General features: G+C 57.9%; 15 protein-coding genes and 1 tRNA gene. 7 read left to right on the top strand and 9 right to left on the bottom strand.

Annotated elements, in window-relative coordinates:
* Positions 1 to 90: 90 nt before the first annotated feature.
* The 5 genes from BM316_RS02110 to BM316_RS02090 form a co-directional block, all read right to left on the bottom strand.
* Positions 91 to 167: transfer RNA gene (locus BM316_RS02110), tRNA-Arg, on the bottom strand.
* 48 nt (positions 168 to 215) lie between these two features.
* Positions 216 to 527 (bottom strand): ETC complex I subunit, encoded by a 312-nt coding sequence (locus BM316_RS02105; protein WP_090203385.1) that lies wholly within the window; start codon positions 525 to 527, stop codon positions 216 to 218.
* Between the two features lie 126 nt (positions 528 to 653).
* Positions 654 to 1,889, bottom strand: a complete 1,236-nt coding sequence (locus BM316_RS02100) for an aminopeptidase (protein ID WP_090203382.1) — start codon at positions 1,887 to 1,889, stop codon at positions 654 to 656.
* Positions 1,890 to 2,016: 127 nt separating this feature from the next.
* A complete protein-coding gene (locus BM316_RS02095; protein ID WP_165606525.1) occupies positions 2,017 to 3,600 on the bottom strand; it encodes a phosphate ABC transporter substrate-binding/OmpA family protein in 1,584 nt (527 codons plus the stop codon).
* Between the two features lie 222 nt (positions 3,601 to 3,822).
* Positions 3,823 to 4,275 (bottom strand): DUF6636 domain-containing protein, encoded by a 453-nt coding sequence (locus BM316_RS02090; protein WP_090203377.1) that lies wholly within the window; start codon positions 4,273 to 4,275, stop codon positions 3,823 to 3,825.
* A gap of 133 nt (positions 4,276 to 4,408) precedes the next feature.
* Here BM316_RS02090 and uvrB point away from each other — a divergent pair, with 133 nt between their 5' ends.
* The 3 genes from uvrB (at position 4,409) to BM316_RS02075 (ending at position 7,600) form a co-directional block, all read left to right on the top strand.
* The gene (uvrB, locus tag BM316_RS02085; protein ID WP_090203374.1) at positions 4,409 to 6,613 is read left to right on the top strand and encodes an excinuclease ABC subunit UvrB; all 2,205 of its coding nucleotides are present in this window, start codon (positions 4,409 to 4,411) and stop codon (positions 6,611 to 6,613) included.
* 82 nt (positions 6,614 to 6,695) lie between these two features.
* Positions 6,696 to 7,124, top strand: a complete 429-nt coding sequence (locus BM316_RS02080) for an excinuclease ABC subunit B (protein WP_090203373.1) — start codon at positions 6,696 to 6,698, stop codon at positions 7,122 to 7,124.
* Positions 7,125 to 7,135: 11 nt separating this feature from the next.
* Positions 7,136 to 7,600: a pyridoxamine 5'-phosphate oxidase family protein gene (locus BM316_RS02075; protein ID WP_090203370.1), complete on the top strand. Its 465-nt coding sequence runs from the start codon at positions 7,136 to 7,138 to the stop codon at positions 7,598 to 7,600.
* On the opposite strand, the gene BM316_RS02070 is transcribed toward BM316_RS02075, so the two are convergent.
* The 4 genes from BM316_RS02070 to BM316_RS02055 form a co-directional block, all read right to left on the bottom strand.
* Positions 7,595 to 8,092 carry an NYN domain-containing protein gene (locus BM316_RS02070; RefSeq protein ID WP_090203367.1) on the bottom strand — a complete coding sequence of 166 codons (498 nt, stop codon included), beginning with the start codon at positions 8,090 to 8,092 and terminating at the stop codon, positions 7,595 to 7,597. The two genes, BM316_RS02075 and BM316_RS02070, sit on opposite strands and share 6 nt — an antisense overlap.
* A 109-nt stretch (positions 8,093 to 8,201) precedes the next feature.
* Entirely contained in the window at positions 8,202 to 9,536 is a 1,335-nt protein-coding gene (locus BM316_RS02065) for an ABC transporter permease (RefSeq protein WP_242649713.1), read from the bottom strand.
* Complete coding sequence (locus tag BM316_RS02060) at positions 9,536 to 10,339, bottom strand: taurine ABC transporter ATP-binding protein (protein WP_090203365.1); 804 nt, start codon at positions 10,337 to 10,339, stop codon at positions 9,536 to 9,538. The genes BM316_RS02065 and BM316_RS02060 overlap by 1 nt, the downstream gene beginning before the upstream one ends.
* Positions 10,340 to 10,441: 102 nt before the next feature.
* A complete protein-coding gene (locus BM316_RS02055) occupies positions 10,442 to 11,446 on the bottom strand; it encodes a taurine ABC transporter substrate-binding protein (RefSeq protein ID WP_090203362.1) in 1,005 nt (334 codons plus the stop codon).
* A 433-nt stretch (positions 11,447 to 11,879) separates the two neighbouring features.
* Between BM316_RS02055 and BM316_RS02050 the strand changes: the two genes are divergently transcribed.
* From BM316_RS02050 to BM316_RS02035, 4 genes are all read left to right on the top strand, one after another.
* Complete coding sequence (locus tag BM316_RS02050; protein WP_090207377.1) at positions 11,880 to 13,262, top strand: aminotransferase family protein; 1,383 nt, start codon at positions 11,880 to 11,882, stop codon at positions 13,260 to 13,262.
* Positions 13,263 to 13,506: 244 nt separating this feature from the next.
* Positions 13,507 to 14,967, top strand: a complete 1,461-nt coding sequence (pdxR, locus tag BM316_RS02045; protein WP_090203359.1) for a MocR-like pyridoxine biosynthesis transcription factor PdxR — start codon at positions 13,507 to 13,509, stop codon at positions 14,965 to 14,967.
* Between the two features lie 161 nt (positions 14,968 to 15,128).
* Positions 15,129 to 16,901 (top strand): sulfoacetaldehyde acetyltransferase, encoded by a 1,773-nt coding sequence (gene xsc, locus BM316_RS02040; RefSeq protein WP_090203357.1) that lies wholly within the window; start codon positions 15,129 to 15,131, stop codon positions 16,899 to 16,901.
* Positions 16,861 to 17,649, top strand: coding sequence for a sulfite exporter TauE/SafE family protein (locus BM316_RS02035; protein ID WP_375342229.1), 789 nt, complete (start codon positions 16,861 to 16,863; stop codon positions 17,647 to 17,649). The genes xsc and BM316_RS02035 overlap by 41 nt, the downstream gene beginning before the upstream one ends.
* Position 17,650 lies beyond the last annotated feature (1 nt).

Raw genomic sequence — 17,650 nt, 5'->3', positions numbered from 1 at the left:
AGCGCCCAGTCACCTGAACAGACTTCGTATCAAATACACACTTAACGAGGCATTAACAACCGGAGGGAGAATACCCTAACTGGCACCAAATGGCGATCCGAGAAGGACTCGAACCCTCAACCTGCTGATTAGAAGTCAGCTGCTCTATCCAGTTGAGCTATCGGACCGCTGGCTGTGGTATGGCGCGAGGTTGCCGGTCTTTGCAAGTCCAAAGACTAGTGTGTCCACGCCCCACGGCGGTTGGTCGCAAAGTTTTCACCATAACCGCCGGCGCGAATGTTGGCGCGGCGGGGTTTTGGTTCACGAACCACCGCATCGATGCCGTGTTCTTTCGCGTAATCCAGCGCCGCTTCCTTGCTGTCAAACGTGAGCTTGACCTGAGCCTGTGTATCGGTCGATGACGTCCAGCCCATCAGCGGGTCAACTTCGCGCGCGGTTTCGTTCACGTACTCAAGCACCCAATGTTTTGTTTTCGCCGTGCCTGAGGACATGGCGGTCTTGGCTGGTTTGTAGATTCGTGCACGCATTGCAGTTCCCTTTTTGGCTGCTGCCTATATGTGCAAATTCGCGCGCTGAAGCAAGTCTGCAGCGGTAACTGTCACCAATTCTCGCGGGGATGGTGCGTCAGACACAAACAGGCATACATCTGGAGGTTAGGCCCACTCTCCGCCACGCATGACAGGCACACGCTCGCCCATTTTTGTGATCCCGTCGATATCAACCGCATCCGATCCCATCATCCAGTCTACGTGGATGATGCTCTGGTTGCCGCCCTTTTGCTTTAGTTGCTCTGGGCTCAACTCCGATCCGCCCTCAATCGTATCCGCGTAACATTGACCAAGCGCGATATGACAGGACGCATTTTCATCAAACAGCGTGTTGTAGAACAAGACACCTGATTGGCTGATCGGGCTGGAATGGGGCACAAGCGCAACCTCGCCAATTCTGCTGGCCCCGTCGTCTGTGTTCAAAAGCTGATTGAGGATATCTTCCCCTTTTGATGCCTTCGCTTCCACGATCTTGCCGGCCTCAAAACGCACCTGAATGTCTTCGATGACTTTCCCCTGATGGGCAAGCGGCTTGGTCGCAGACACTGTTCCTTCGACCTTATAGGCGTGCGGGCAGGTAAACACCTCCTCGGTCGGGATGTTGGGCTGGCACACCACGCCGTTGAGCGCCAGTGACGCACCGCCTTTCCAGATATGCCCTTCCGCAAGCCCAAGGTGCAGATCGGTGCCCGGCCCCGTATAATGCAGTGCAGCAAAGTTCTGCGCATTGAGCCAGTCTACCCGCTCACGCAGGTTTTTGGAGTGCGCCTCCCAGTTGGCGACAGGATCATCACCACCAAGCCGCGAGGCGTCATAGATTGCATCCATCAATTTGCCCTGCGCTTCTTCCACGGGAAGGTCGGGGAACACCCGCGATGCCCATGCGGCACCGGGATAGGCGACGACGTTCCAGTTTACCTCGAACCCGACAATCGGATTCATCGCAGGTTTGGCTGCAATTGACGTGGCTTTGCTGAGGCGGGCGACCTTTGCAGGGTCCTGTTCTGCCAGAAGCATCGGATCATCGCCTGTAATCGCCATACGCGCGGCACCCGACTTGAACGCCGCCGCCATGCCTTCGTAAAGCCACTCCGGCGCGCGGTTGAAGCTCTCGTCGGGGGCATGTTCGTATCTGGCCAGCGTGATCGCATCGTCGCTGAAGAACGGGGTCACGATCCCGCCACCAGCCTTATAGGCATGCACAGCGATGCGGCGCACCAGATCAATCGCGGCCAGCGGTGCCGTGATGACCAGATCCTGTCCCGGTTGCAGATTGACGCCAGTGCGCACAGCAACTTCGGCAAGGCGGTCCAGTTTGGCGGGATCGATATGGTCAGACATGAAAGCTACCCTCTTTTTCTGTTTGCGCTGACACTATGATCTTTGGTGGCATCGTCAACCAGATGCGCAAACGACAAAAGGCGCCAGCATTGCGCTGGCGCTCTTCGCATTCAGATGTCTCCCATTGTCAGCGCAGATCAGAGCGTGAGTTGGGCAAACGCAACCAGATTTCGACACGGCGATTGCGCTCGCGTCCCACTTCGGTGTCATTGCACGACAGAGGCAGAAGTTCGCCATAGCTGACCGCAAGCAAGCGTTCGGCATCAGCGTCCGACACAGACTGCGCGAGGACATTGCGGACAGCGTTGGCGCGGCTCTGCGCAAGACTGGTGTTGCATTCACGGGTTCCTACCGAGTCTGCAAAACCAACCAAAAAAACTTCGAAACCGTCAAACTCACCCGCCTGCATCCGATCGGCGATTTCCTGAATGTTGCGCACGGATTCAACGTCAAGCAAGCTGGAGCCTGTGTTGAAGCGGAAAGAGACGCTCAACCTGTCTGCACCGCGCAGCTGTTGCATCATGTCGGAATATTGCGCACCGCTGAAGTCGGGTTCGACCGCTGCTGTATGGACCAGCATCATACCCATGTCCTCGAGGCGCATTCTTTCCAGATCGCGGTCGATGAAGTTGCTTTCCTTGATGTACGGCTGCGCTTCAGCCGTCAGCGTCCAGTCAAGGAATGCGCGCGCTTCTGGGTGCATCTCGCCCGGTGCTGTATAGGCATAAAGGCGACGGGACAGTGCGTAGCCTTCCATCTTCATGCGGAAATCTGTCGGTGGGGACAGCAGCCCGCACTCCTCGCGAATGTCCAGCAGGTTGACGTCATTTTTGCGTGCCAGCCAGCGGCCGACAAAACCGATACCGCCACGGTCGGCCATTACAGCATCCACCATATCCTGATAGGCCTTCCAGCGCGTGACATCGTCAGTCTCATCGCGCCCGTTGGGACGTACCAAGGCGTCCATCATGACAGCGCGATCGCCAGAGCTTTCACTAAACGAGTTGATCGTGATGGGATAATCCCCGCCACCCAACTCGCGCCAATTCGTGATCTCACCTGACCAGATGCGCGCGACCTCCAATGAGGTAAGATTGCGCACCGGATTGTCCGGATGCGTGATCATCACGATGCCATCAACCCCGAGGACCGTCTCATTGGCCGTATCCCGCAGGTCAGAAATGCCGCCCAGAGCGAGTTTCGCCACGTCGCTGTCCTTCATGCGACGATCAGCAACGCCGATCGCTGCAACACCGTCGGCCAGTGCTGGAAAGGCGCTACCGGAACCGCGCGTCTGCAAATCGATTTCAGCACGCAGACTGCCGTCGGCATTGATCAGACGGACGATCCGTTCAGCAGCATCATCGGTCGCCACAATCTCGAAGGTTGCGCCAACCGATGCCGCGTAACCGCGCAGCAGGTTGGGGATCAAAGTTGTGCCGACAGTGCGCGATCCGTAAATGCCGAACTCCGGCCCGTAATCCATAGGGGCCGGCGCCTGTACCGGGCAGACGATCCCGGTACAGGTCACAGCACTTGCTTGGATCTGGAGCATGCCCAAGCCTTCGGCATCGACAGTGTAAAGACCGTTTTCATAGCTGATCAGCTGACCAGTAATGGAGGTCGAATTGTCGATTGATTCAAGCTGGATCATCGCTGTTTGCTGTGCTGTTGCCGGTGTGGCAACGACATTGAGCAAAGCGGCGGACACGCAAAATGCGGCAGTTAAGCGCCTGCCAAGCGCAGATTGGTAACACGTCATACTCGTACTTTCTTCCAAACACCCACCGAGAACACACCCCGGTGACGCAAAAACGGATGACTGCGAATTGTGCTGCAATTAAGGCAAGACTGAAACTTAACCGTGTTCAATTTAGTTGTTCTGAAATCGGGCAATCTCTGACGTCAAACCGCAAAAGCCACATCCCTAAATTTAGAACACGCGCTGCTCAGCCCGACGCACGGCAAACCCACCGCCTTCGTTGTTCGTGCATGTTATGCCCGTCACCTCCGACTGGCAGGTGATCCCTGCGGCCTCCAGTCCGGTGCCATAGGGGAGCACAATCGGTGTCGCATCGGGATCAATGGGAACCGTGACACAATTCAAAAAGCCGTCACCTGTCATCGTAAGTCCGAACGATGTGCCCCATTGCCCATCGCAGGCTGCCGGACGCGCAGTGTAAGTCTGCTCATCTACCCCCAGATCACATCGCACGAATGCTCCGTCGCCATCTGCGATCACGCAACGGATATTTCCAGAAGGCGACTGAAAATGCAGCGCCTCCGCGAAAGCAGGCGGCGCAATCAAGCAAGAGACGAGAAAGACGATCGAAAGATAGCGCGGCAATGGCGGCTCCGGTGTGATGACTGGTTCCAGAATTATCACAACGCGGGGTTTGAGGGAAAGACACAGGGCCGTGAGGCCACCTCCCGACACCCTCCTGACATCACCTGTCAGCAGCCCCCTTGATCCCTCTGTCAAACAACACAACTATGGAACAACCCCCAAAGGATATCCGATGCCATACGCGCAAACCGACCGGTCTGATGCTGACCAATTTCTTGCCAACCCTGCCCCCGATGTGAAGACCCGCGAAAAGCTTGAGGGTGGCAAACAATTCGTCCTGTCCACAGACTTCGACCCAGCGGGCGACCAACCCACGGCGATTGCGGAATTGTCGCAAGGCGTGCGGGATGGCGAGCGCAGCCAGGTCCTTCTTGGCGCGACGGGGACCGGCAAGACCTTCACGATGGCCAAGATCATCGAGCAAACCCAGCGCCCCGCGATTATCCTCGCCCCCAATAAGACGCTCGCGGCCCAGCTTTACGGCGAGTTCAAAGGCTTCTTTCCTGACAATGCGGTCGAATACTTCGTCAGTTACTACGACTATTACCAGCCCGAGGCCTATGTCGCGCGGTCGGACACCTATATCGAGAAAGAATCCCAGATCAACGAACAGATCGATCGGATGCGCCACTCCGCCACGCGGGCGCTCTTGGAAAGGGACGATGTGATCATCGTGGCCTCGGTTTCTTGCATCTACGGTATCGGCTCGGTCGAAACCTACGGCGCGATGACACAGGACATCCATGTGGGCCGCGACTATGACCAGCGGCAGATCATGGCCGATCTGATCGCCCAGCAGTACCGCCGCAATGACCAGGCGTTCCAGCGCGGCACCTTCCGCGTGCGCGGCGACAGTCTGGAAATCTGGCCCGCCCACCTTGATGATCGCGCATGGAAGCTGTCGTTCTTCGGGGAAGAACTGGAAAACATCACAGAATTCGACCCGCTCACTGGCGAGAAGACTGACAGCTTCGACAAGATTCGCGTCTATGCCAACAGCCACTATGTGACGCCCAAGCCCACGATGCAGCAGGCCATCCAAGGCATCAAAAAGGAACTCCGCATCCGTCTTGATCAGCTGGTGGCCGAGGGCAAGCTGCTCGAAGCGCAGCGGCTCGAGCAGCGCACCAACTTCGATCTGGAAATGCTCGAAGCGACAGGCGTCTGCAACGGGATTGAAAACTACTCCCGCTATCTGACGGGCCGCGCACCGGGCGAACCGCCGCCTACGCTTTTCGAATTCATCCCCGACCACGCCATCGTCTTCGCCGACGAAAGCCACGTGTCGGTGCCGCAGATCGGCGGGATGTATAAAGGCGACTACCGCCGCAAATTCACGCTGGCCGAACACGGGTTCCGCCTGCCCTCCTGCATGGACAACCGGCCTCTGAAGTTCGAGGAATGGGACGCAATGCGCCCGCAATCGGTCTTTGTATCGGCCACCCCCGCCGCATGGGAGCTGGAACAGGCCGGCGGCGTGTTCACCGAACAGATCATCCGCCCCACCGGCCTCATCGACCCCGAGATCGAAATCCGGCCTGTGGACATGCAGGTGGACGACTTGCTGGACGAGGTGCGCAAGGTTGCCGCCAACGGCTACCGCACGCTGGTCACCACACTGACCAAACGCATGGCGGAGGACCTGACCGAATATATGCACGAACAGGGCATCAAGGTCCGCTACATGCACAGCGACATCGACACGATCGAGCGGATCGAGATTCTGCGCGACCTCCGCCTTGGCGCATTCGACGTGCTGATTGGCATCAACCTGCTGCGCGAGGGGCTCGACATCCCCGAATGCGGTCTGGTGGCGATCTTGGACGCGGATAAGGAAGGCTTCCTGCGGTCGGAAACCTCCCTCGTGCAAACCGTCGGCCGCGCGGCCCGCAACGCCGAAGGCCGCGTGATCATGTACGCCGACCGTGTGACGGGTTCGATGGAGCGCGCCATGCGCGAAACTGAACGGCGGCGGGCCAAGCAGATGGCCTATAACGAGGAACACGGGATCACCCCGCAGACGGTCAAGAAGAACGTCGAGGATATCCTCGCAGGTCTCTACAAAGGCGACGTGGACATGAACCGTGTCACCGCAAAGGTCGACAAACAGGCAGCGGGCGCAAATCTCCAAACCGTCCTCGACGGATTGCGCGACGACATGCGGAAAGCAGCCGAGAACCTCGAATTCGAAGAAGCCGCACGACTACGGGATGAGATCAAACGGCTGGAGACGGTCGATCTGGTCGTCAGCGACGATCCTCTGGCGCGACAACAGGCAGTCGAGAAGGCAGTCGGTGACGCGCAGAAAGCGGCGGGGCGGAGCACAGCAGGGAGACCGGGTCAGCGAGGTGGGGTGAAGCGACGGGGGAAACGGTAAACTAATCTCACACGGGGTTCCGCAATCACCTGCTACGCCCCCCAAACCTTGCCCCATTTCGCGCCGCACCTACATCCCCTTCATGCGCACCCTCATCGCCCTTCTCCTCCTCACTACCCCCGCCTATGCGTGGGAGTTCACGCCCTTGCCGGTTTGCACACTCACGGAGACAACTGACGAGGGGACCATGACGGTCACGTATGATGCGTCCCTGCCCGAATACGCCATCACCATCACGCTGGCGGACACCACTTGGCCTGACGCGCTCACCTTCGGCATGGCTTTTGCTGGTGGTGACGCGCTGAGTATCGGGACCAACCGCCACATCATCTCGGGCGATGGGCGAACACTGACGGTCAGGGATCGGGGGTTCGGCAATGTGCTCAACGGGTTGGAGTTCAACACCCGCGCCTATGCCATTGCAGACGATGTGACAGTGGGTTTCGACCTTGAGGGCATTGCGCCAGCGATGGCCGCCTTCAGGGATTGCCCTGCCGTCAATATGACCTGACACTGGCGGGCATGACCAGACGCGACCCGATCAATGCAACGAACGATGAAGCCCGCGCCTTGGCACAAGGCATCCTGGAGCAGGCGCGCTTTGGTGCACTTGCGGTGTCGCATCCGGAGACAGCAAACCCTTATGTCGCACGCGTCGCCCTGATCTGGACGGATCGGGCGATCCATACGCTTATCTCGACGCTTTCAACGCACACACAAGGACTGCTGGAAAACCCGGCCTGCGCGGTCCTTGTCGGTGAACCCGGTGACAAGGGCGATCCACTGACGCACCCGCGCATGACCGTCAATGCGGTCGCACAAGAGGTCGATAAGACCGCCATGAAAAATGCGTGGCTCACGGCTATCCCGAAGGCGCAACTCTACTATGATTTCACCGACTTCCGGCTGTTCCGTCTGAAAACCGTTTCGGTTGATCTCAATGGGGGCTTCGGCAAGGCCTACCGGTTGACGCCTGACGATTTATAGCGCGCCCCGCCAGACGACCGATCCCTCGTTCCATTTGCCACCGAGCAATGCACCCTTCTGACCAGCCAACGGAAACCGCACACGCCAGTCACGATAGCGGTCATTCGTCACCACACGCAGACCATGATCAGTGGCAAACATCAGGATCGCTTCGTCAGCCACGACACCCTTGTCCACCACGCAGATGCTCTCCTTGGGAAGCCCGGTGAGCGAGGCCAGCTTTGCCTCGTCAAAATAGCGATCCCCCAACAGATACCCGACATTTGCATCGAAAAAGACGATAGGCGCGTAACCTTTGTCGGACAGGCTCCCAAGCACGCGCCGCAGCACCAGCAGTGATGGCTCGCCACCCCAGTGCAGGACGTTCGATCCGTCTACCACGATGGCGTTCGGCGCTGGTCCGGTCTTCAGCGGCTTTGCCGGGCGCGCGATAAGCAGCACCCCGAAGGCAATGAGAGCTGGCAGCAGAATGATCAGGATATCGGTGAGCATTTCGTCAACTTACACGTGTATGCGGGAGCCACAATCGCAAACGCATCGATAAAATAATAAGGGCAGCGAGATCCCCGCTGCCCTCAGTCAAATCAACTGTGCGGCTTTCTCAGCCTTTGCCTTTCCAAGGCACGAGCCATTTTTCGGCCTGCCGCATCAACATATCGATACTGAAGCCGATGATGCCGATCAGGATGATCCCCATCAGAACGATGTCGGTGCTCTGAAACTTGGAAGCGACCATGATCATCATGCCTGCACCTTTTTCGGCGGCGACCAGTTCGGCGGCCACAACTGTGCCCCAGCAAACACCCATCGCCACACGCGCACCGGTGAAAATCTCAGGCAACGAGTTGGGAATGATCACGTGGCGCATGATCTGCCACTTCGACGCGCCCAGCGAATAAGCCGCGTGAACCTTGGAAATCCGGACACCTGACACCCCTGAACGGGCGGCAATGGCCATGATCCAGAGGGCAGCGAGGAACAGAAGGATGATCTTGCCGACCTCCCCGATGCCGGCCCAGATGATCACCAGAGGGATCAGCGCCAGAGGCGGCACAGGGCGCATGAATTCAACGATCGGATCGAACCAACCCCGGAACCAGTTTGACAGGCCCATCGCATAACCAAGCGGGATGCCGACCAAAGCCCCCAGAACAAAGCCCACAATCACGCGGAAGAGCGAGTATCCCAAATGCTCGGCAAGAGTTGAGTTACGGAACCCCTCGGTTGCGATTTCCGTCATACGCGCCCAGACCGCTTCAGGCGCTGGCAACCAGATCGGCTCCATCTGCACACCTGTCGCGGGGATGATGTTCAACGTCCCTTTGTCCGACATGGCGACACGGCCAAAGGCAACATCGACCGAACCGCCAGGCGCGATGGCTTGCCCGTTCACTGCCGTGATAAAGGTTTCTTCGTCGCGCCCCATTTCGTCATTGCGGTCCACGCGCAGAAGCTCTGACCGATAGACGGGGATGGCGGTTGCATCATTCTTGGCGATCCCCTCACCGGCCTCGACCGTCGGTGCGTCCACCTCTTCGCCTGTGGGATGGACGACGACGGCCACTGTTGCCGTATCGCTTTCACCTGCTGGCGTCGTGATCGTGTATTCAAAACTCCCCTCCCCGATAAACGGACCAGGAGCGTGCAAAAAACCGGGCAAGAGCTTTGATCCGGTGAAGGCTGCCCAAAGGACGAAGATCAGAACGACAGACACGACCGAAGCAGCCGTGTTGGAAGACACGGCAGATTCATCACCGAACGTGACCGTCTTGAGCGATCCGTAATCCCTCTTTGGTGTCAGCATGCGTTTCACAAAGCTGTAGATGACCAACGTCAGAAGGATCAGCAGGACATAGCCGATGATATAGGGGGCCGCCGTGACAAGCGTGACCAACACGGCCCAAAGCTCTCCCCAGAGGTTTCCAAGCAATTCCATTATGCGTTCTCCGTCCGGCCCATGATTTCTTCTTCCATGTCCCAGATCATGCTGAGGATTTCTTCGCGGGTCGTGCCAAAATCAGGATGCTTTTTCACTTCGCGCAGATCCTGCCCGACACCCATTTCCGCAAATGGCAGACGGTATTCCTTATGGATACGCCCGGGCCGTGGTGCCATGACCAAGAGGCGCTCGCCCAGAAGCAACGCTTCTTCCACTGAGTGCGTGATCAGGATGATCGTCTTGCCGGTCTCTTTCCAGAGCTTGAGAACAAGACCTTGCATCTTTTCCCGAGTCAGCGCGTCAAGCGCACCCAAAGGTTCATCCATCAGGATGACATCTGGGTCGTTGGCCAGACAACGGGCCAGAGCTACACGCTGCTGCATCCCGCCGGACAGTTCGTAAACCGCCTTTTCTTTGAAGTCCTGCAGACCGACGACATCCAAAAGATGATCGACGATCTCGGCCTTCTCGGCTTTGGGCATACCCTTCATCGAGGGACCAAAGCCCACGTTCTCACGCACGCTCATCCATTCGAAGAGCGCACCTTGCTGGAAAACCATGCCACGTTCGGCGGCTGGTCCAACAACCTTATGCCCGTTCAGTGTGATCTGGCCTTCTGTGGGTGCGAGAAACCCGGCCACGATATTGAGCAACGTTGTCTTGCCACACCCCGAAGGACCGAGCACAGACAGAAGCTCGCCCGCCTTGAGATCGAGCGAGACATCCTTCAGCGCCTGCACTGAACTGCCATTCGGCAAGTCAAAGCGCATTGATATCTTGTCTATATGTAACCCTGACATGACGTTCCCTGCTGTTTTCCCTCAAAAACCTTGCGTGGCGGCGCAAGGCTTGTCACGGAAAACGAGATGCTGGCGCGGGAACCCCGCGCCAGCAAAATGATCTTACATGTCGTTTGCAGCCATCAGCGGACCGGTTTCGACGGCACCGGCATAGCTATCAAGCGATGCAGGGATCGAACCGCTCTCGACGAAGACGTCAGCCACACCCTTCATGAAGGTCTGGGCAGCGCCACCCAGCCAAGCCTCTGACAACTGTGCATCCACGTCTGGGAAGACAAATGTTGCCATTGTTTCGGCTGTCGCCTGCTCGTCCATACCGGCGTCCTGTGCGATCACCGGCAGCATTTCCGCGACACCGGAACCATCGTTCCAGGCTGCGTTTGCTTCTGCCGTGACGGCCAGGAATTTCGAGACCAGTTCGGAGTTTTCTGCAACGAAAGCGGCCGGAGCAGATGTCACGTCAAAGACAAGGATACCCAGCGCTTCTTTTTCAGCGCCGGTCAGAAGAACGTTCCCGTATTCCTTCATCGTGCGCAGCGCGCCGCCCCAACCACAAGCCATGTCGACCTGTTCCTGAGCCAATGCGGCAGCACCCTCAGCAGGGGCCATGTCGACGACGTTCAGAGATGCAAGGTCCACGCCGAAGTGGTCCATCTGACGCAAGAAGCCATAGTGAGCTGCGGTACCGAGTGGAACAGCGACTGTCTTTCCAGCCAACTCGCCTGCGCTGTCCTTGTCGATCTCAAGTGAGGACGAGACGACACAGTTGTCGTTTTCAGCGTAAGACACGGCCACGTCGATGATCTGGAGATCCTGACCAGCCGATGTCGCAACCACGAAAGGCGGTACACCTTGGCTCACAGAAATCTGCACATCGCCTGACGCCATAGCAGCGGACATCGCAGTACCAGTGTCAAAGCTGACCCAGTTGACTGTCATGCCAAGTGCTTCGTCGTAGGTGCCATTCACCTTTGCGTACTGAAATGGCATCGGCCATTCGAGGAAGTAGCCTACTGTGATTTCATGCCCGTCAGCCAGCGCCTGCGAAGCACCGGTCATCAGCGCCACACCAGCAGCTGCACCCATCAAAGCGGATTTGATCTTCATTAAAGTTCTCCCATGTTGTCACCCGATGATCGGGATGATCCAATCGCCGGATTTTCCGGCTTTATCATTTTGGCCCTTGCGGCCCTTTTCATCTGCCGCTGCGCGACATCTGTTTCTTTCCACCCCTGTCGCGACGGAAAGCACATACAAAGCCAAGGAAATTCATCCCCTTGCGTCAATCATGGATTTTCCCCAGCCTTGGGGTTCAGTTTGTCATAGTTTCGGCAAAAGTGTAGAAATAATTTATTGATTTCAGAATTTTAGAAACAAACCCTCATTTCTGGCGCTGTGAACATGAGCAAAATTGGCATTATGTTTGCGCTTCAACTGGCCCTATTGGGGAAGCCATTTCCCTATGACACTTTCTTATCAAGGAGGCGCGCTACGACATGGATTCGAGCTGCCTGGTTTTTCGTTTTTTGGAGTCACGGAAATGGACACGCTGAACTTTGCTAATGATCCCGAACACGTCGTCGAGGCGGATCGCGCACATGTCTGGCATCACCTCAGCCAACACAAACCGTATGAGACAATCGACCCCCGGATTATTGTTGAAGGTAAAGGTCTGCGCCTATGGGATATCAAGGGCAAAGAACACGTTGATGCAGTCTCCGGCGGCGTGTGGACCGTCAACATCGGCTATGGCCGTGAGCGGATGGGCAAGGCAATCTCTGACGCTGTGACGAAGATGTGCTTCTTCGGTGGTAGCCTTGGCACAATTCCCGGCGCGCAGTTTGCCGAAATGCTGATCGACAAGATGCCGGGTCTGGACCGCGTCTATTACGCCAACTCTGGGTCTGAGGCCAACGAGAAGGCTTTCAAGATGGTCCGCCAGATCAGCCACAAGCACTATGGCGGCAAGAAGAACAAGATCCTCTACCGTGAGCGAGACTACCACGGCTCCACCATCGCCACGATGTCAGCCGGTGGTCAGGACGAGCGCAACGCACAATATGGGCCCTTTACACCGGGCTTCATCCGCGTGCCGCACTGCCTTGAATACCGCAGCCAGAACGGTGAAACCGGAGAGGCCTACGGCCATTATGCTGCCCAAGCCATCGAGGATGTGATCCTTGCAGAGGGACCGGACACCATCGGCGCGCTTTGCCTTGAACCGATCACCGCAGGCGGTGGCATCATTGTCCCACCGCAGGGCTATTGGGACCGCGTGCAGGAAATCTGCAAGAAGTACGATATCCTTCTCCATATCGACGAAGTGGTCTGTGGCATCGGACGGACCGGCACGTGGTTTGGATACCAGCAGTTCGGCATCCAGCCAGATATCGTGACCATGGCTAAGGGTGTGGCCTCTGGCTATGCGGCGATCTCCTGCTGCGTCACCACGAACCGCGTCTTCGATATGTTCAAGGACGACACCGACAAAATGGGCTACTTCCGCGATATCTCGACCTTCGGCGGCTGCACTGCCGGACCCGCAGCAGCCATCGAAAACATGAAGATCATCGAAGAAGAAGACCTGCGCGGCAATTCAGCCAAGATGGGCGAGCACCTGAAAGGCAATTTGCATGCCTTGATGGACAAGCATGCGTGGATTGGTGACGTGCGTGGGATGGGGCTTTTCGCCGGGGCCGAGCTGGTCACAGACCGCGAAACCAAAGAACCCGTTGATGAAAAGCACATCGGTGCCATCGTTGCTGACTGTATGGCGCAGGGTGTGATCATCGGTGCCACGAACCGCTCCCTGCCGGGCTACAACAACACGTTGTTGTTTGCGCCGTCTTTGATTGCGACCGCTGACGACCTCGACCACGTCACAGACGCGGTTGATGGCGCGATTTCGCGTGTGCTTGGCTAATTGGCACGTTGGGCAACTGTGTCAGGTTGCCCAACTCCACTGCCGGACCCCTGTAGGGTCGCTGACGTCAGAACGGTCGCAAAGCTTGCGGCCGTCAGAATAAAAAGAACGATGAGTTGAAGTCGCCGCATCGCAACCTTCCGCATTGAGATGCCTTTTCAACGCAGGATCGTGCGGCTTCCGTCGCATTGTTCGACAGAAAAATTGACATAAGTCCAATTGGCCACCAATCTAAGGCCAGATCATGTCAATTTCAGTCGAAACCTTTTTTCTGGATCCGTCAGCCGAGGGCACTCTGCAGGCCCGCATCCAACAGATGGTTGCGCAAGGTATTTTGGCAGGGCGTTTCCGGCCCGGAGAACGGCTGCCCTCATCGCGATTGATGGCAAAGCATCTTGGCGTCAGCCGGATCACTGTCACGCTGGCCTACACCGAACTCGTGGCCGACGACTATCTGACCTCTCGAGGGCGGTCGGGCTACTTTGTCTCAGACAATGCGCCCGAGCCACCCGCCTTTCCCGCGCAGCGTTTCAATCAGGGCACCGTCGATTGGACACGCGCGATCGGGCAACGGTTCACGCCCGGTCTAAGTCTGGAAAAACCTTCCGACTGGGCGAAGTACCGCTACCCGTTCATTTACGGACAGGCAGACAAGACATTGTTCGACAGTGCAAACTGGCGACTTTGCGCGTTGCGGGCGCTGGGGATGCGCGATTTCAATGCGCTCACTTCTGACTACTACGATGGCGACGACCCTATGCTGGTGGATTTCATCGCCCGGCAGACCTTGCCGCGCCGTGGGATTCTCGCGAACACCGACGAAATACTGGTGACCATGGGGGCGCAGAACGCACTTTGGCTTTCGGCACAGGTGCTGCTGAACAGCCGTCGGCGCGCCGCAATCGAAAACCCCTGCTATCCCGCACTGCGCAACATCCTGACGCAATCGCGTTGCCAACTCAGCATGGTTCCGGTCGATGGCGATGGACTGCCGCCAGATGCCCTACCCGGTGACACCGACGTGGTTTTTACAACACCCAGTCATCAATGCCCGACGACGGCCACGATGCCATTGTCCCGTCGGCATGCGTTGCTTGAGAAGGCCGAAAAGGAAGACTTCATCATTGTCGAGGATGACTATGAATTCGAAATGTCGTTCCTCAAGTCGCCATCTCCGTCACTGAAGTCACTCGATAAAAACGGACGGGTCATTTATGTGGGATCGTTTTCAAAATCGCTCTTTCCCGGCTTGCGTCTTGGGTACCTCGTCGGCCCTGCCCCATTTATTGCAGAGGCCCGCGCCTTGCGCGCGACTGTCTTGCGCCACCCGCCGGGCCATATTCAACGCACGGTAAGCTATTACTTGTCCCTTGGTCACTACGATGCGCTCGTCCGGCGGATGAGCAAGACCTATCACCAGCGGCGGCAGGCCATGGGTGAAGCCCTGCATGCTTACGGTATGACAATCGCTGGCCAAGGCACTTATGGTGGATCATCCGTCTGGGTGCGCGCGCCATTCGGGACTGACACGACCGAATTGGCGGCCAGACTGCGCGACGATGGTGTGCTGATTGAACCAGGCGCACCGTTCTTTGCTGGTGACGATATCCCGAAGAATTACATGCGGCTTGCCTATTCCTCGATCCCTGAGTCCCGCATTGCCGAAGGGGTGCACTTGATCGCAAAAGCAGTCCGAGAAAGTTGATTATTGAGACTCTTTGTCTCAATAATTACAACGCTGGTCTTAATGTCATCGAGATTCTGGACCTAACGGGTTGGCCGCTGAAAACCTACTGTCGCCACAGCCACGCGCGGGGGATTCCCGTCCTACGCGTTCATCTATTTTGAGGGGGAGGAACCACACCCATGAAGATGACCACCGAAGAAGCCTTCGTCAAAACCCTGCAAGCGCACGGCATCCGCCATGCTTTCGGGATTATCGGCTCTGCCATGATGCCGATTTCTGACATCTTTCCTGCCGCTGGCATTACTTTCTGGGACTGCGCGCACGAAGGCTCTGCCGGTATGATGGCTGACGGCTACACCCGCGCCACTGGCGAGATGTCGATGATGATCGCCCAGAACGGACCCGGCATCACAAACTTCGTCACAGCCGTGAAGACCGCTTACTGGAACCACACCCCGCTGTTGCTGGTCACACCACAGGCCGCGAACAAGACCATCGGTCAGGGCGGCTTCCAGGAAGTCGAGCAGATGAAGCTGTTCGAAGACATGGTCGCCTATCAGGAAGAAGTCCGCGACCCATCGCGCGTGTGTGAGGTTCTGGCCCGCGTGATCGCAAAGGCCAAGCGTCTGTCCGGCCCTGCGCAACTGAACATCCCGCGCGATTTCTGGACACAAGTCATCGACGTCGAAATCCCTGATCCCATCGAATTCGAAGCCAGCCCCGGCGGTGAATCCTCGATCGCCAAAGCAGCCGAGCTTCTGTCGAACGCCAAGTTCCCTGTGATCCTGAACGGCGCAGGCGTGGTTCTGGCAGAAGGCGGCATCGAAGCTTCCAAAGCGCTGGCCGAGCAACTCGACGCCCCTGTCTGCGTCGGCTACCAGCACAACGACGCCTTTCCCGGCAACCACCCGCTGTTTGCTGGCCCTCTGGGCTATAACGGCTCGAAGGCCGGTATGGAGCTGATCAGCAAGGCTGACGTCGTTCTGGCGCTTGGCACCCGTCTGAACCCCTTCTCCACCTTGCCCGGCTACGGAATCGACTATTGGCCAACAAATGCAAAGGTCATTCAGGTCGACATCAACCCTGATCGCATCGGCCTGACCAAGAAGGTCTCGGTCGGCATCGTCGGTGATGCGGCCAAGGTTGCCAAAGGCATTCAGGCCAATCTCTCTGACACCGCTGGCGACGCTGGCCGTGACGAGCGCAAGGCAATGATCGCACAGACCAAGTCAGCCTGGGCACAGGAACTCTCCAGCCTCGATCACGAGCAGGACGATCCCGGCACCACATGGAACGAGCGTGCGCGCGCTGCACGTCCAGACTGGATGTCGCCCCGTCAGGCGTGGCGCGCCATTCAGGCAGCAATGCCCGAAAACGCGATCATTTCATCCGACATCGGCAACAACTGCGCCATCGGCAACGCCTATCCGTCGTTCCCGACAGGCCGCAAGTATCTGGCCCCCGGCCTTTTCGGTCCATGCGGCTACGGTCTGCCTGCGATCATCGGCGCCAAGATCGGCCAGCCAGACGTGCCAGTGATCGGTTTTGCCGGTGACGGCGCCTTCGGCATTGCCGTGAACGAACTGACCGCGATTGGCCGTGACGAGTGGCCAGCGATCACGCAGATCGTCTTCCGCAACTACCAGTGGGGTGCGGAAAAGCGGAACTCGACCCTGTGGTTCGATGACAACTTTGTCGGCACCGAACTGGATATGAAAGTGTCCTATGCCGGTATCGCCAACGCCTGCGGTCTGAAGGGCGTGCAGGCCAAGACGATGGACGAGCTGACCGAGGTGCTCAACCAGGCGATCAAGGATCAGATGGAAAACAACACAACGACCCTGATCGAAGTCATCCTGAACCAGGAGCTGGGCGAGCCTTTCCGCCGCGATGCAATGAAGAAGCCGGTCCGTGTGGCAGGCATCGACGCATCCGACATGGCAGCCGAGTAAGTTGCCATTCGACCTTGGCCCCGCGACAGCGGCGGCGCTGGCAGTCGGTCTGCTGGTCGCCGCTTTTGTGCGGGGCTATTCGGGTTTCGGGTTCTCGGCGATCTTCATCGCCTTTGCGGCTTTGCTGACGAACCCGCTCCCGCTGATACCGGTGGTTTTCACATGCGAAATCCTCATGACAGCTTTCCAGGCCCGCGGCATCCGCGGTCATGTGGACTGGCGTCGTGTCGGCTGGCTTTTGTTGGGGGCGGCGATTGCGCTGCCTTTTTCGGTCTCTGTGATGGTCTCGGTCGGGGCAGATACGGCGCGGGCGGTAGTCTCGTCGATTATTCTGCTGATGTCGCTAGTGCTTTTGTCCGGCTGGACCTTGCAACGGCGCATCGGCCCGCTGGGACACGGCGGAGTGGGTGTGCTGTCAGGCCTGTGCAACAGCGCGGGCGTTGGCGGATTGCCGGTGGCCGCGTTCCTGTCGGCACAACCGGTCGAGGCGGCCACATTCAGGGCAACCATGATCGTCTTTCTGACCGGCATCGATCTGATGACGTTGCCGCTCATGTGGTATGGCGGGCTGGTCAGTTGGGATACCGCACTTGCCGCCGCCATGGCCTTTCCGCTGCTTGGTTTGGGTGTCTGGCTGGGCGGTCGCCGCTTTTTGAGCGCCTCGCCCACAACGTTCCGTCGCTTTGCCGTTTTGCTGCTTTTGGCCCTATCACTGCTCGGCCTGATCCGCGCTTTCTTCGGAGGATGAT

Source organism: Yoonia litorea (assembly GCF_900114675.1).
GTDB classification, from domain to species: domain Bacteria; phylum Pseudomonadota; class Alphaproteobacteria; order Rhodobacterales; family Rhodobacteraceae; genus Yoonia; species Yoonia litorea.
The sequence above is the reverse complement of the archived record's forward strand: the minus strand, read 5'-3'. Positions and strand labels throughout refer to the sequence as shown.